Raw genomic sequence first — 14,156 nt, forward strand, 5'->3', positions numbered from 1 at the left:
TTCGGGGGCTGTCGGCGGCGTGGGATAGCTTCGAACCGTGAACGCAACCAGTGCCGAAACAACCCCCGCCCCCGGCCGCATCGTCCTGCTCACCACCAGCCACCGCGTCGCCCCCGGCCTGCTCTCCTGGCCCGCCTGGCAGGCACTGCACGCGGCCGACCTGGTGCTGTGCGCGGACGGCGCCCACCCGCAGCTGCCGTATCTGCGCGAGGCGGGGATAGCCGTCGGCGAGGCGTCCCCGGCCGCCCAGGAGCTGGTCGAGGCCTGCGCCGGGGGCCGCACGGTGGTCGTCGTGGCGACGGGCGAGGGCGAGCCGGTCCTCACGGACGGCCTGGCGCGCCTGGCCGGCACCGGCCGCGTCGACATGCCCGAGCTGGAGCTGCTCCCCGCCTCCTACGACCTGCCGGGCGCCCGCCTCCTCGACCTCGTCCAGGTCATGGACCGCATCCGCGCCGAGTGCCCCTGGTCGTCCCGGCAGAGCCACAAGGGCCTGGCCAAGTACGGCATCGAGGAGGCGTACGAACTCGTCGAGGCGATCGAGGAGGGCGACCGCGACGAACTGCGCGAGGAACTCGGTGACGTCCTCCTCCAGGTGGTCTTCCACGCCCGCATAGCCGAGGAGGACCTGGAAGCACCCTTCTCCATCGACGACGTCGCCGGCGGCATCGTCGCCAAGCTCATCCACCGCCACCCGCATGTCTTCGGCGACGAGACGGCCACCACCCCCGAGGAGGTCAAGGAGCACTGGCTGCGCACCAAGGCGGTCGAGAAGCAGCGCACCTCCGTCACCGAGGGCATCCCCCTCGGCCAGCCCGGCCTGGCCCTCGCCGCCAAGCTGGCCTCCCGGGCCCGCACAGCGAACCTGGACATACCGCTCCCACCCGTCGAAGGCATCGGCTACGACCTCCTGGCCCTGGCGGTCCGCGCCGAGTCGGAGGGCGTGGACCCGGAGGCGGCCCTGAGAGCGGCGGCCCGCGCCTACCGGGACGCGATCAGGGAGACCGAGGGCTGAGCGGACCGAGGCAGGGCAGCCCCGGAAGGCCGGATACGGTCGAGGAGTGACCGACCAGCACCGGCCCAGCCCGCCCGCCGCCGCTCCCGACCTCTTCACCTGGGAGTTCGCGAGCGATCCCTACCCCGCCTACGCCTGGCTCCGCGAGCACGCCCCCGTGCACCGGACCAAGCTGCCCAGCGGTGTGGAGGCCTGGCTGGTCACGCGCTACGCCGATGCCAAGCAGACCCTCGCCGACAACCGGCTCTCCAAGAACCCGGCGCATCATCGCGAACCCGCGCACGCCAAGGGCAAGACCGGTATCCCCGGTGAGCGCAAGGCCGAGTTGATGACGCATCTGCTCAACATCGATCCGCCGGACCACACCCGGCTGCGGCGGCTCGTGTCCAAGGCGTTCACGCCCCGCCGGGTGGCCGAGTTCGAGCAGCGGGTGCAGGAGCTCACCGACGGTCTCATCGACGGGTTCGCGGAGCAGGGGTCCGCCGACCTGATCCACGAGTTCGCCTTCCCGCTCCCGATCTACGCCATCTGCGACCTGCTCGGCGTCCCCCGCGAGGACCAGGACGACTTCCGGGACTGGGCGGGCATGATGATCCGTCACCAGGGCGGGCCCCGGGGCGGCGTGGCACGCTCCGTGAAGAAGATGCGCGGCTACCTCGCCGACCTCATCCACCGCAAGCGGGAGGCGCTCCCCGCCGAACCCACCCCCGGCGAGGACCTCATCTCCGGTCTCATCCGCGCCTCCGACCACGGCGAGCACCTCACCGAGAACGAGGCCGCCGCCATGGCCTTCATCCTGCTGTTCGCCGGTTTCGAGACAACCGTGAACCTGATCGGCAACGGCACCTACGCCCTGCTCACCCACCCCGAGCAGCGCACCCGGCTCCAGGCGTCCATCGCCGCCGGAGAGAGAGGCCTCCTGGAGACCGGCGTCGAGGAACTCCTGCGCTTCGACGGCCCCGTCGAGCTCGCCACCTGGCGTTTCGCCACGCAGCCGCTCACCATCGGCGGGCAGCGCATCGAGGCCGGCGACCCGGTCCTCGTCGTGCTGGCCGCCGCGGACCGGGACCCGGAGCGGTTCGCCGATCCGGACGTGCTCGACCTCGCCCGCCGCGACAACCAGCACCTCGGATACGGCCACGGCGTCCACTACTGCCTCGGCGCCCCGCTGGCCCGCCTGGAGGGCCAGACCGCCCTCGCCACGCTCCTCACACGCCTCCCGGACCTGAGGCTCGCGGCCGACCCGGCCGAGCTGAGGTGGCGCGGCGGCCTGATCATGCGCGGGCTGCGCACGCTGCCGGTGGAGTTCACACCCGCACAGAGGTGACACACCGTCAGGCTTGTGATCTTCACGTGATCTACGCGGCATTAACTTGTGACAAGTGATCGTCTGCCTATACGTTCACCCATCATCAGTGCGGCCCGGGAAAACCTGCGGAGCGCTGGTCACTGCTGTCTTCGCGAAAGGTCTCCGTATGCTCTCCGGGAACGGTCGGCACCGTCGCCCCCGCCAGGCTCCGGCTCTCCTCGTCGCGGCCGGAGTGACCGGCTCCGCCATCGCGATCCCGCTCCTCGGAGCCACCGGCGCCAGCGCGGCCGACGGCACGACCTGGGACCGGATCGCGGACTGCGAGACCGGCGGCGCCTGGAGCCAGAACAGCGGCAACGGCTACTTCGGCGGCCTGCAGTTGTCGCAGGAGGACTGGGAGAACAACGGCGGGCTCGACTACGCCCCGAGCGCCGACCTGGCCAGCCGTTCCCAGCAGATAGCCGTGGCCGAGAGAATCCTCGCCGACCAGGGAGCCGGCGCCTGGCGCACCTGCGGGCTGCTCTCCGGCCTCGAGCAGGACAAGAACTCGTCCGGCTCGGACGGCTCGTCCGACTCATCTGATTCGTCGGATTCATCCGGATTGCTCGACTCGCTCGGGTCGTCCCCCTCGTCGTCCGGCTCGTCGTCTTCCGGCGAGTCGTCGACCTCGAAGGACGAATCCACCAAGTCCGACAAGTCGCCCGACTCCGAGGATTCCGCCTCGGGGGACCAGGAGCCCGACAGCTCCCCCTCGGCGACGCCCGAGCCTGGCAAGTCCGACAACTCGCGGCAGGACGACGACTCTTCGGCGTCCGCCGAGACCGACACCGGCTCCGGCCGCCATCGCGGCCCCAGCGCCGACGAGACCCCCGCGTCCGAGAGCGGCCGCGCGGGCGAGTCCACCGGTCGTCACGCCTCGCGCGACGACCGCGGCGACGAGGGCTCCGGTGACTCGTCGGAGGGCGCCTACATCGTGGGGATCGGTGACAGCCTCTGGTCCATCGCCGACTCCCTTGACATCACCGGCGGATGGCACGAGCTCTACGACGGCAACAAGAAGGCCGTCGGTGCCGACCCGGACCTCATCCGCCCCGGTGAGAAGCTCACGGTAGAGGGCGAAGCGGACGGGAAGTAGCGGTTCGGGCAGTGCGGAAACGGGGGTGGAAGTCGCCCCGAAACCGCGCGAGTTCGCGTCATGTTTCGCGGCGAATGTCCCGTTTGGTGCCCGTGAGAGATAGATCTCAGAAGCCCTGATCGTCTTTGAAATTCGGCGGATCGCGTGGCTACGGTCGGGACCGCTCGTCACCACGAGCCCCGGCTGCCGCAACGCCGAATCCTGCCAGCGGCCGTACGGGAACAGTCGTCGCGTCAAGCGCCGTAGGCAGGAGCGGGGGACCCAAGGTAGGTGCCCGACCGGCCAGTTGCGCCGGAAGGGCTTGGGGTGAAGCCGTGTCCCGGGAGGGACGCGGCCGGGCAACTCAACCGGCCCGAACCCGACAGCTCACCTCGCAGGCGTCGGTGAGGGGATCCTTCCATGCTGTTTTCCAGCAAGGGCAAGCACCGTCGTCCGTCCAAGGCCAGCCGTGCCATCGCCGTCGCCGGTGTCACCGGTGCCGCTGTCGCCGCCCCGCTGATGGCGGCCGGCGGCGCCTCCGCCGCCACCGCCTCCGAGTGGGACGCCGTCGCCCAGTGCGAGGCCGGCGGCAACTGGTCCATCAACACCGGCAACGGCTACTACGGCGGTCTGCAGTTCTCCGCCTCCACCTGGTCCGGCTACGGCGGCACCAAGTACGCCGCCACCGCCGACCAGGCCACCAAGGCGCAGCAGATCGAGATCGGCGAGAAGGTCCTCGCGGGTCAGGGCAAGGGTGCCTGGCCGGTCTGCGGCAAGGGCCTGTCGAACGCCAGCGGCGGCGGCTCCTCCTCGAACGACTCCGGCGACTCCGGCAGCTCCTCGCAGCAGAGCGAGCAGAGCACCGAGTCCCGCGAGACCCAGCAGCAGCCGGCCTCCCGCTCCGACGAGCGTCCGGCCGCCAAGAAGACCGTCACCACCCCGACCGGCAAGAAGGTCAAGAAGGGCGACGGCGAGTACAAGGTGGCCAAGGGCGACACCCTGAGCTCGATCGCGGCGGACAAGAAGGTCGAGGGCGGCTGGGAGAAGCTGTTCCAGCTGAACAAGGACATCGTCGAGGACGCCAACCTCATCTACCCGGGCCAGCAGCTGCACCTGAAGTAAGCAGCGGCCCTCCGCCCCTCAGGGGGCGGCCCCCGTCCCCACGGGCTCCCCGCTCCGGTGCGTCTTCCCCCCGTACGCACCGGGGCGGGGTTTTTTCTGCCGGTCTTTGCGTTCCGGCTTTGTTCCGTTCGGAAACAATTTACTCTCGGTTCTGTCCATGGGGTGGGCGACCCGGTGGCCGATCGGCCCGAGCCGGTTAGGCTCATGTCGCGAGCCACCACGGCCCGCACCTCGCCGGGTCCCCGCGGCCCGCGTACCCGCGTCACATAAGAAGGAGATGCTCGTGCCGTCCATCGACGTCGTCGTAGCCCGGGAAATCCTGGACTCCCGAGGCAACCCCACGGTCGAGGTCGAGGTCGGCCTCGACGACGGCAGCACCGGTCGTGCCGCCGTCCCGTCCGGCGCCTCCACGGGCGCCTTCGAGGCCATCGAGCTGCGTGACGGCGACTCGAACCGCTACCTCGGCAAGGGTGTGGAGAAGGCCGTCCTCGCGGTCATCGAGCAGATCGGCCCGGAGCTCGTCGGCTACGACGCCACCGAGCAGCGCCTGATCGACCAGGCGATGTTCGACCTGGACGCCACCGACAACAAGGGCTCCCTCGGCGCCAACGCCATCCTCGGCGTCTCCCTCGCCGTCGCCCACGCCGCCTCCGAGGCCAGCGACCTGCCGCTGTTCCGCTACCTGGGCGGCCCGAACGCGCACCTGCTCCCGGTGCCGATGATGAACATCCTGAACGGCGGCTCGCACGCCGACTCCAACGTGGACATCCAGGAGTTCATGATCGCCCCGATCGGCGCGGAGTCCTTCTCCGAGGCCCTGCGCTGGGGCGCCGAGGTCTACCACACGCTGAAGAAGGTCCTGAAGAGCAAGGGCCTGGCCACCGGCCTCGGCGACGAGGGCGGCTTCGCCCCGAACCTCGGCTCCAACCGCGAGGCCCTCGACCTCATCCTCGAGGCGATCAAGGAGGCCGGCTACACCCCCGGCGAGCAGATCGCCCTCGCCCTCGACGTGGCCGCGTCCGAGTTCTACAAGGACGGCGCCTACACCTTCGAGGGCAAGACCCGCTCCGCCGCCGAGATGACCGAGTACTACGCCGAGCTCGTCGACGCGTACCCGCTCGTCTCCATCGAGGACCCGCTGTTCGAGGATGACTGGGACGGCTGGAAGGTCCTCACCGAGAAGCTCGGCGACAAGGTCCAGATCGTCGGCGACGACCTGTTCGTCACCAACCCCGAGCGCCTCGCCCGCGGCATCGACGAGAACGCCGCCAACGCCCTGCTGGTCAAGGTCAACCAGATCGGCTCGCTGACCGAGACCCTGGACGCCGTCGAGCTGGCCCAGCGCAACGGCTTCAAGTGCATGATGTCCCACCGCTCCGGCGAGACCGAGGACGTCACCATCGCCGACCTGGCCGTCGCCACCAACTGCGGCCAGATCAAGACCGGCGCCCCGGCCCGCTCCGAGCGCGTCGCCAAGTACAACCAGCTGCTGCGCATCGAGGAGATCCTCGACGACGCGGCGGTCTACGCCGGCCGCAGCGCCTTCCCGCGCTTCAAGGGCTGACCCGGGTGACCCGTTAAGGGTCAAGCCTGAGCCAGTCGTACGTACGTCCCCGTACTCGGTCCCGTACCGTGTCCGGGGACGTACGCGCGTCGGACGGTGGAGCGGGAGAGCGGGGAGACCATGGCCGTGAAGGACCGGGACCGTTTCTCCACCGCGACCAGGATCCGGCTGCTCGGCGAGCAGACCGCGGCCCGGGTCTACCGCTCCCAGACCCGGCGCCAGGCCCGCCGCTCCCGGCTGACCGGCCGGGCCGCGCTGCTCGCCCTGGTGATGTGCACGCTGATCGTGGCGCTGGCCTACCCGATGCGGGAGTACGTCTCCCAGCGCGCCGAGATCGACGACCTCCAGCGCGAACAGCAGCAGGCCCGGCAGCGTGTCGAACGGCTGCGCGACCAGAAGGCGCGCTGGCAGGACGACGCGTACGCGGAACAGCAGATCCGGCAGCGGTTGCACTACGTCATGCCGGGGGAGACGGGATTCATCGTCGTCGACCCGCACGCGGCGCGGCAGTCGCACGCCGTGCTCGGGACGGCCGACCGCCCCTGGTACGCCAACGTGTGGGACGGCGTCGACAAGTCCGACGCCTCCGACCGATGATTCCGGAGACCCAGCCGGTCGTCCGACTCATATCTGACTCAAAGAAAGACAGCCTGAAGACAGTCATGGAAACGCCCCCGCCGACCACCCCGCGCACCGAGCCCACCGACGCGGACGTCGAGGCCTTCAAGCAGCAGCTCGGTCGGCCCCCGCGCGGTCTGCGCGCGATCGCGCACCGGTGCCCGTGCGGGCAGCCCGACGTCGTCGAGACGGCACCCCGGCTGCCGGACGGAACGCCGTTCCCGACGCTGTACTACCTGACGTGCCCGCGCGCCGCCTCGGCCATCGGCACGCTGGAGGCGAACGGCGTGATGAAGGAGATGACCGAGCGGCTGGCCTCGGACCCGGAGCTGGCGGCGGCGTACCGGGCGGCGCACGAGGACTACATCCGGCGCCGCGACGAGATCGAGGAGCTGAAGAACTTCCCGAGCGCGGGCGGCATGCCGGACCGGGTGAAGTGCCTGCACGTGCTCGTGGGCCACTCGCTGGCCGCGGGACCCGGGGTGAACCCGCTCGGCGACGAGGCGATCGAGATGCTGCCGGAGTGGTGGCGCAAGGGCCCGTGCGTGACGGGCGCGACGACCGCCGAGGAGGACGACCGGTGACCCGTGTCGCCGCCGTGGACTGCGGTACGAACTCCATCCGGCTCCTGGTCGCCGATTGCGACCCGGCCACCGGCGAGCTGGTCGACCTGGACCGCCGTATGACGATCGTGCGGCTCGGGCAGGGCGTCGACCGCACCGGCCGGCTCGCCCCCGAGGCGCTGCGGCGGACCTTCGCGGCGTGCCGCGAGTACGCCGGGATCATCAAGGAGCACGGGGCGGAGCGGCTGCGGTTCGTGGCGACCTCGGCGTCCCGGGACGCCGAGAACCGCGACGAGTTCGTGCGCGGCGTGCTGGACATCCTGGGCGTCGAGCCCGAGGTGATCTCCGGGGACCAGGAGGCCGAGTTCTCCTTCACCGGCGCCACCAAGGAACTCGCCGGGGGAGACCACCTCCCCGAGCCCTACCTCGTCGTGGACATCGGCGGCGGCTCGACCGAGTTCGTGGTCGGCGACGACCAGGTGCGCGCGGCCCGCTCGGTGGACATCGGCTGCGTCCGGATGACCGAGCGCCACCTGGTCCGGGACGGCGTGGTGAGCGACCCGCCGTCGAAGGAGCAGATCGCGGCGATGCGGGCGGACATCGAGGCCGCCCTCGACCTCGCCGAGGAGACGGTCCCGCTGCGCGAGGCCCGCACACTGGTGGGCCTGGCCGGTTCGGTGACGACCGTGTCGGCGATCGCCCAGGAGCTGCCCGAGTACGACTCGGAGGCCATCCACCACTCCCGCGTCTCCCACGCCCGGGTCCGCGAGATCACCGAGTGGTTGCTGCGCTCCACCCACGCCGAGCGCGCGGCCGTGCCCTCCATGCACCCGGGCCGGGTCGACGTGATCGGCGCGGGGGCTCTCGTACTGCTGTCGATCATGGAGCGGATCGGCGCCGAGGAGGTCGTGGTGAGCGAGCACGACATCCTCGACGGCATCGCGTGGTCGGTCGCGTAGCCCGCTTCTGAGCAGGCATGGATCACGTTTGAGCGCGTCCGGGGGGCTCGTACGGACCCCCCGGCGACAGCTCGTCGGAAAAGTTCGTGAAGTTCTTCACAAGGAATTCGGCCCGCGAGAGCGACAAGAGGGGTCCGGTTGACCCATCCGGGGCCCCAAGGTGCCTTTGAACATGTTCAGAAGCATGGTATGGAGGTGCCGGGGAAGGAGCCCGGAGCGGGACTCCGGGGTGGCCTCACGGAGGCCCTTTCCGCTCAGAGAGGCAGCTCACGCGGCATTGACAACGGTCCGGGGTGCACAAAGGATCCCGGTTGTCACCATGACATGGATCACGCGAGCCGCGGAGGATAACACACACCCTGCCCGAGCTTGTGAAGGGGCGCACGAGCCACCCCCCTGAGGCGGGTGGATACTCGATGGCATGAGCACCACGGAGCGTCCCAGGATCCTCGTAGTAGGCGGTGGGTACGTAGGCCTGTACGCAGCTCGGCGCATCCAGAAGAAGATGCGCTACGGAGAGGCGACCGTCACGGTCGTCGACCCCCGGTCGTACATGACCTACCAGCCCTTCCTCCCCGAAGCCGCCGCCGGCAACATCTCCCCGCGCCACGTCGTCGTCCCGCTGCGACGCGTGCTGCCCAAGGCGGAGGTTCTCACCGGCCGGGTCACCACCATCGACCAGGACCGCAAGGTCGCCACGGTCTCCCCGCTGGTCGGCGAGGCCTACGAGCTGCCCTTCGACTACCTGGTGATCGCGCTCGGCGCGGTCTCCCGCACCTTCCCGATCCCCGGCCTCGCCGAGCAGGGCATCGGCATGAAGGGCGTCGAGGAGGCCATCGGCCTGCGCAACCACGTGCTGGAGCAGCTCGACAAGGCCGACTCCACCACCGACGAGGAGATCCGCCGCAAGGCGCTCACCTTCGTCTTCGTGGGCGGCGGATTCGCCGGTGCGGAGACCATCGGCGAGGTCGAGGACATGGCCCGCGACGCGGCGAAGTACTACAAGAACGTGTCCCGTGAGGACATGCGCTTCATCCTGGTCGACGCCGCCGACAAGATCCTCCCCGAGGTCGGTCCCAAGCTCGGCAAGTACGGCAAGGAGCACCTCGAGGGCCGCGGCGTCGAGGTCTACCTGTCCACCTCCATGGACTCCTGCGTCGACGGCCACGTCGTGCTGAAGAACGGCCTCGAGGTCGACTCCAGCACCATCGTCTGGACCGCCGGCGTCAAGCCCAACCCGGCCCTGTCCCGCTACGGCCTGCCCCTCGGCCCCCGCGGCCACGTCGACTGCGAGCCGACGCTCCAGGTCAAGGGCACCGACTACATCTGGGCCGCCGGCGACAACGCCCAGGTCCCGGACCTCGTCGGCCGCAAGGCCGGCAACGAGAACGCCTGGTGCCCGCCGAACGCCCAGCACGCGCTGCGCCAGGCCCGGGTCCTCGGCGACAACGTGGTCTCCGGCATGCGGGGCTTCCCGCAGAAGGACTACGCCCACGCCAACAAGGGCGCGGTGGCCGGTCTCGGCCTCCACAAGGGCGTCGCGATGATCGTCATGGGCAAGATGAAGATCAAGCTCAAGGGCCGTCTCGCCTGGTACATGCACCGTGGCTACCACGGTCTGGCGATGCCGACCTGGAACCGCAAGATCCGCGTCTTCGCCGACTGGACCCTGGCGATGTTCCTCAAGCGCGAGGTCGTCTCCCTCGGCGCGATGGAGACGCCGCGCGAGGAGTTCTACGAGGCCGCCAAGCCGGCCCCGGTCGCCGCCGCGCCGAAGGAGAAGACCGAGGAGAAGGCCAAGGCCTCCTGACCCTCCCCCGGTCACCCGTCTGACGAAGGACCTCCCGCCATCCGTGGTGCGGGAGGTCCTTCGGCGTTGTACGGAACCCGCCGCCGGGTGGGCGAAGTGGCGGCTTTGCTCAGAGATGACGCGTGCCGGGGACTGCGGTGGGGCCCCGCAGGTGTTTACGTGGTGTCGGACATTCCGGGATTCCCCGTCACGGAGGTGTACACCATGGCAGACGCCGCGCAGCGGCTGCAGGGCCTCTTCGCACAGTTGCTGGGAGCACCGCCCCCGGTGCGCATCCGCGCCTGGGACGGTTCGCAGGCGGGCCCGCCGGGCGCGCCCGCCCTGGTCGTGCACAACCGCCGCGCCCTGCGCCGCCTGCTGTGGAAGCCGGGCGAACTGGGTCTGGCCCGCGCCTGGGTGGCGGGCGACCTGGACATCGAGGGCGACCTCTACACCACCCTCGACCTGCTCGCCGGAGACATCTGGGAGCGCGGCGAGGACGCCCGCACCCTCACCCAGGCCCTGCGCGACCGAGAGGTCCGCTCCGCCGTACGCGGGTTCATCAAGCTCGCCGGGACCCCGCTGCCGCCCGCCCCGCCCCCCGAGGAGGCCCGCGGCCCCCGCCGCCACCTGCACACCAAGCGCAGCGACAGACGCGCCATCAGCCACCACTACGACGTCGGCAACGACTTCTACGAGATCGTCCTCGGCCCGTCCATGGTGTACTCCTGCGCCTACTGGCCCGGCCCCGACGCCACTCTCGAACAGGCCCAGCGCGACAAGCTCGAACTCGTCTGCCGCAAGCTCGGCCTGAGCCCCGGTCAGCGGCTGCTGGACGTCGGCTGCGGCTGGGGCTCCCTGGCCATCCACGCCGCCCGCGAGCACGGCGTGAGCGTCGTCGGCGTCACCCTCTCGCAGGAGCAGGCCGCCTACGCCCGCAAGCGCGTCGCCGAGGAGGGCCTCACCGACCGGATCGAGATCCGCGTACAGGACTACCGAGACGTCCGCGACGGCCCCTACGACGCGATCTCCTCCATCGGCATGGCCGAACACGTCGGCGCCGAGCGGTACCTGGAGTACGCCGACGGTCTGTACGACCTGCTCAAGCCCGGCGGACGGCTCCTGAACCACCAGATCGCCCGCCGCCCGCAGCGCGACGAGACGACGTACGAGGTCGACGCGTTCATCGACTCCTACGTCTTCCCCGGCGGCGAACTCCAGCCCATCGGCGTCACCGTCACCCAGCTGGAGCGCGCCGGGTTCGAGGTGCGCGACGTCGAGTCGATCCGCGAGCACTACGCCCTCACGCTGCGCCGGTGGGTCACCCGCCTGGAGGCCGACTGGGAGCGTGCCGTCCAGCTCACCGGCCCCGGCCGCGCCCGCGTCTGGCGCCTGTACATGGCCGCCTGCGTCGTCGCCTTCGAGCGCAACCGCATCGGCGTCAACCAGGTCCTGGCCGTGCGGGCCCCCGAATCAGGGGAGTCGGGCATGCCCCTGCGCACCCGTACCTGGAACTGACACGGCGAAGGCCCCCTCTCCCGCCGGTGGGAAAGGGGGCCTCCGTCGTTCCCGCTACTCCGCCTTGATCGCTTCCAGCATGTTCAGCCGGGCCGCCCGCCGGGCCGGCCACAGCGCCGCGAGGACACCCACCGTCGCGGCCAGCAGCAGGAAGACACCCATCCGCGCCCAGGGCAGGACCAGCGCGTAGGTCGGCATCTTCGAGGCCACCAGCTCGCCGGCCGCCCAGCCGAAGAACACGCCCAGGCCGATGCCCAGCACCCCGCCGAACAGCGAGATCACCAGGGACTCCATGCGGACCATCCGCTTGATGCCCTTGCGGTCCAGGCCGATCGCCCGGAGCATGCCGATCTCCTGGGAGCGTTCGAAGACCGACATGGCCAGGGTGTTGATGACCCCGAGGACCGCCACGATCACGGCCATGGCGAGCAGTCCGTAGAGCATGTTCAGCATCAGCGTGAACATCTGCGCGATCTCGTTGGAGATGTCCTGCTTGTCCTGGACCTTGATCGCCGGGTTGTTGTCGAGGGCCTTCTCCAGCTTGTCCTGGGCCGCGCCGGACGGGCCGCCGGAGGTCTTCGCCATGACCTTCATGACGTACGGGTCGGACGTGTGCGGCGCGAGCGCCGACTGGTCGAGCAGGATGCCGCTGAGGTACTCGTTGCTCTCGTACGTCCCGGCGACGGTGAACCGCTGCTTCTTGCCGTCCTCGAAGGCGACGCTGAAGCTCGAACCGGCCTTCCAGTGGTTGGCCTTGGCGGTCGTGCCGTCCACGACGACCTGGGAGCCGCCGACCTCGAACGAGCCGTCCTCGACCTTCGGAGCGGCCAGCTCGCCGATCGCGGCGCCGTTGACACCGGTCAGGTACTCGTCGGTCTTGCCGTCGACACGGGCCATGGCGTTGGTCATCGCGCTGGTGGCGGTGACGCCGTCGGTCTGCTTCAGCTTCTTCTCGACGTCCGGGGAGAGCGGGTTGCCGTTCGCCATGGACACCACGTAGTCCGCCTTGATCGCGGACGCCGCCATCTTGTCGATGGCCTGCTGGAGGCTGCCCGCCGTCACCGTCATACCGGTGATCAGGGTCAGGCCGATCATCAGCGCGGAGGCGGTGGCGGCCGTACGGCGCGGGTTGCGCACCGAGTTCTGCCGGGCCAGCTTGCCGGAGACGCCGAAGGCGCGCAGCACCGGCGCAGCGGCGGCGATCAGCGGCCGGGACAGCAGCGGGGTCAGGATGAACACGCCGATGATCAGCAGCACCGCGCCGAAGCCCATCGGCATCTGGCCGTCCGAGCCGTCCATGGTCGTGGCCATCAGGACCACCGCGATGCCCGCAGCCGAGAACAGGGTGCCCAGCGTGTTGCGCAGCACCAGCGACTTGGTCGTGGCCGTGGCATGGACGCTGCTCATGGCCGCGACCGGCGGGATCTTCGCGGCCCGGCGGCCCGGCAGCCACGCCGCCAGCATGGTCACCAGGATGCCGACGGCGAACGCGGCGGCGATCGTGGCCGGCTCGATGACCAGCGGGCCGTCGGGCACGGTCGCGCCGAACGAACCCATCAGGGAGCGCATTCCGGCCCCGATGCCGATGCCCGCGACCAGACCGGTCACGGCGGCGACCGCCCCGACCACGAACGCCTCGATCAGCACCGACCGCGTCACCTGCCGGCGCGAGGCGCCGACCGCCCGCATCAGCGCCAGCTCCTTGGTCCGCTGGGCGACCAGCATGGTGAAGGTGTTGGCGATGATGAACGTGCCGACGAACAGGGCGATGCCGGCGAAGACCAGCAGAGCCGTCTGCATGCCGCTCATCGACCGGGAGATGGTCTCCGCCTGGTCGTCGGCGAGCTGCTTGCCGGTGGTGGTCTGGACGGTGCCCTCGGGCAGCGCCTTGTCCAGCTCCGCCTTGAGCGCGGCCTGCGAGACGCCCGGCTTCGCCTTGACGTTGATCTGGTCGTAGACGCCCGCCTTGCCGAACTGCTGCTGCGCGGTCGCCGTGTCGAACAGGGTCAGGCTGCCGCCGGCCGCGACATTGCCGTCGTCGGTGGTGAAGATGCCGGCGATCTTCGGGGTCAGGACCGGCCCGTCGACCGACATGCGTACGGTGTCACCGACCTCGTACCCGGCGCGCTTCGCCGTCGCGGAGTCGATGAGGATCTCACCGGCGCCCTTGGGCGCGTGCCCGCTCGTCAAGGGGTAGCGGGGGTCCTTGTCCCCCCAGTAGTTGCCGCCCTGCGACTGGAAGCCCTCGCCGATCAGCTTTCCGTCCTTGCCGGCGATGGCGGTGAAGCCCTGCACGACCCCGATGGCGGACGCGGCACCGGGAACCCGCTCGCTCTTGTCGAGCACGGCCCGGTCCAGGTCGTGGACCTTGCCGACCTTGTCGCCCTCGGATTCCTGGTAGTCGGAGGTCATGGCGACGTCGACCTGGTCGAAGCCCTTGGCGGAGCTCTTCTGGAAGGCGTCGGAGATGGTGTTGGTGAAGACCAGGGTCCCCGACACGAAGGCCACGCCGAGCATCACGGCGAGGACGGTCATCAGGAGCCGGGCCTTGTGCGCGAGCACGTTGCGCAAGGCGGTACGGAACATGG

The 14,156-nt window shown here is 70.2% G+C and carries 11 protein-coding genes and 1 riboswitch; of the genes, 10 read left to right on the forward strand and 1 reads right to left on the reverse strand.

Annotated elements, in window-relative coordinates; genetic code table 11:
- Positions 1-37: 37 nt before the first annotated feature.
- The 10 genes from ACZ6I3_RS22915 to ACZ6I3_RS22960 all read left to right on the forward strand — a co-directional run bounded on the left by ACZ6I3_RS22915 (position 38) and on the right by ACZ6I3_RS22960 (position 11,568).
- Positions 38-1,012 carry a nucleoside triphosphate pyrophosphohydrolase gene (locus ACZ6I3_RS22915; protein WP_469416909.1) on the forward strand — a complete coding sequence of 325 codons (975 nt, stop codon included), beginning with the start codon at positions 38-40 and terminating at the stop codon, positions 1,010-1,012.
- A 46-nt stretch (positions 1,013-1,058) separates the two neighbouring features.
- Entirely contained in the window at positions 1,059-2,339 is a 1,281-nt protein-coding gene (locus ACZ6I3_RS22920) for a cytochrome P450 family protein (RefSeq protein ID WP_469416911.1), read from the forward strand.
- Positions 2,340-2,487: 148 nt separating this feature from the next.
- On the forward strand, positions 2,488-3,456 hold the full coding sequence (locus ACZ6I3_RS22925) for a transglycosylase family protein (protein ID WP_469416913.1): 969 nt from the start codon (positions 2,488-2,490) through the stop codon (positions 3,454-3,456).
- A 228-nt stretch (positions 3,457-3,684) separates the two neighbouring features.
- Positions 3,685-3,851, forward strand: a riboswitch (cyclic di-AMP (ydaO/yuaA leader).
- Between the two features lie 4 nt (positions 3,852-3,855).
- Positions 3,856-4,557: a transglycosylase family protein gene (locus ACZ6I3_RS22930; RefSeq protein WP_469416915.1), complete on the forward strand. Its 702-nt coding sequence runs from the start codon at positions 3,856-3,858 to the stop codon at positions 4,555-4,557.
- Between the two features lie 283 nt (positions 4,558-4,840).
- On the forward strand, positions 4,841-6,121 hold the full coding sequence (gene eno, locus ACZ6I3_RS22935; RefSeq protein ID WP_399018164.1) for a phosphopyruvate hydratase: 1,281 nt from the start codon (positions 4,841-4,843) through the stop codon (positions 6,119-6,121).
- A gap of 120 nt (positions 6,122-6,241) precedes the next feature.
- Positions 6,242-6,718 carry an FtsB family cell division protein gene (locus ACZ6I3_RS22940; RefSeq protein WP_376390706.1) on the forward strand — a complete coding sequence of 159 codons (477 nt, stop codon included), beginning with the start codon at positions 6,242-6,244 and terminating at the stop codon, positions 6,716-6,718.
- A gap of 65 nt (positions 6,719-6,783) precedes the next feature.
- The gene (locus ACZ6I3_RS22945; protein ID WP_469416918.1) at positions 6,784-7,323 is read left to right on the forward strand and encodes a DUF501 domain-containing protein; all 540 of its coding nucleotides are present in this window, start codon (positions 6,784-6,786) and stop codon (positions 7,321-7,323) included.
- The gene (locus tag ACZ6I3_RS22950; RefSeq protein ID WP_469416920.1) at positions 7,320-8,261 is read left to right on the forward strand and encodes a Ppx/GppA phosphatase family protein; all 942 of its coding nucleotides are present in this window, start codon (positions 7,320-7,322) and stop codon (positions 8,259-8,261) included. Before ACZ6I3_RS22945 ends, ACZ6I3_RS22950 begins: the two co-directional genes overlap by 4 nt.
- Before the next feature lie 421 nt (positions 8,262-8,682).
- Positions 8,683-10,071: an NAD(P)/FAD-dependent oxidoreductase gene (locus ACZ6I3_RS22955; RefSeq protein WP_184598197.1), complete on the forward strand. Its 1,389-nt coding sequence runs from the start codon at positions 8,683-8,685 to the stop codon at positions 10,069-10,071.
- A gap of 204 nt (positions 10,072-10,275) precedes the next feature.
- Positions 10,276-11,568 (forward strand): class I SAM-dependent methyltransferase, encoded by a 1,293-nt coding sequence (locus tag ACZ6I3_RS22960; RefSeq protein WP_469416922.1) that lies wholly within the window; start codon positions 10,276-10,278, stop codon positions 11,566-11,568.
- Between the two features lie 54 nt (positions 11,569-11,622).
- On the opposite strand, the gene ACZ6I3_RS22965 is transcribed toward ACZ6I3_RS22960, so the two are convergent.
- Positions 11,623-14,154: an ABC transporter permease gene (locus tag ACZ6I3_RS22965; protein WP_469416924.1), complete on the reverse strand. Its 2,532-nt coding sequence runs from the start codon at positions 14,152-14,154 to the stop codon at positions 11,623-11,625.
- Positions 14,155-14,156 lie beyond the last annotated feature (2 nt).

This window comes from Streptomyces sp. NPDC041940, from assembly GCF_055589465.1.

Bases quoted from the DNA above. Each gene is read 5' to 3' on its own strand.
- ACZ6I3_RS22925 (WP_469416913.1), top strand. From the start codon at position 2,488: ATGCTCTCCGGGAACGGTCGGCACCGTCGCCCCCGCCAGGCTCCGGCT.
- ACZ6I3_RS22930 (WP_469416915.1), top strand. From the start codon at position 3,856: ATGCTGTTTTCCAGCAAGGGCAAGCACCGTCGTCCGTCCAAGGCCAGC.
- ACZ6I3_RS22940 (WP_376390706.1), top strand. From the start codon at position 6,242: ATGGCCGTGAAGGACCGGGACCGTTTCTCCACCGCGACCAGGATCCGG.
- ACZ6I3_RS22945 (WP_469416918.1), top strand. From the start codon at position 6,784: ATGGAAACGCCCCCGCCGACCACCCCGCGCACCGAGCCCACCGACGCG.
- ACZ6I3_RS22955 (WP_184598197.1), top strand. From the start codon at position 8,683: ATGAGCACCACGGAGCGTCCCAGGATCCTCGTAGTAGGCGGTGGGTAC.
- ACZ6I3_RS22960 (WP_469416922.1), top strand. From the start codon at position 10,276: ATGGCAGACGCCGCGCAGCGGCTGCAGGGCCTCTTCGCACAGTTGCTG.
- ACZ6I3_RS22965 (WP_469416924.1), bottom strand. From the start codon at position 14,154: ATGTTCCGTACCGCCTTGCGCAACGTGCTCGCGCACAAGGCCCGGCTC.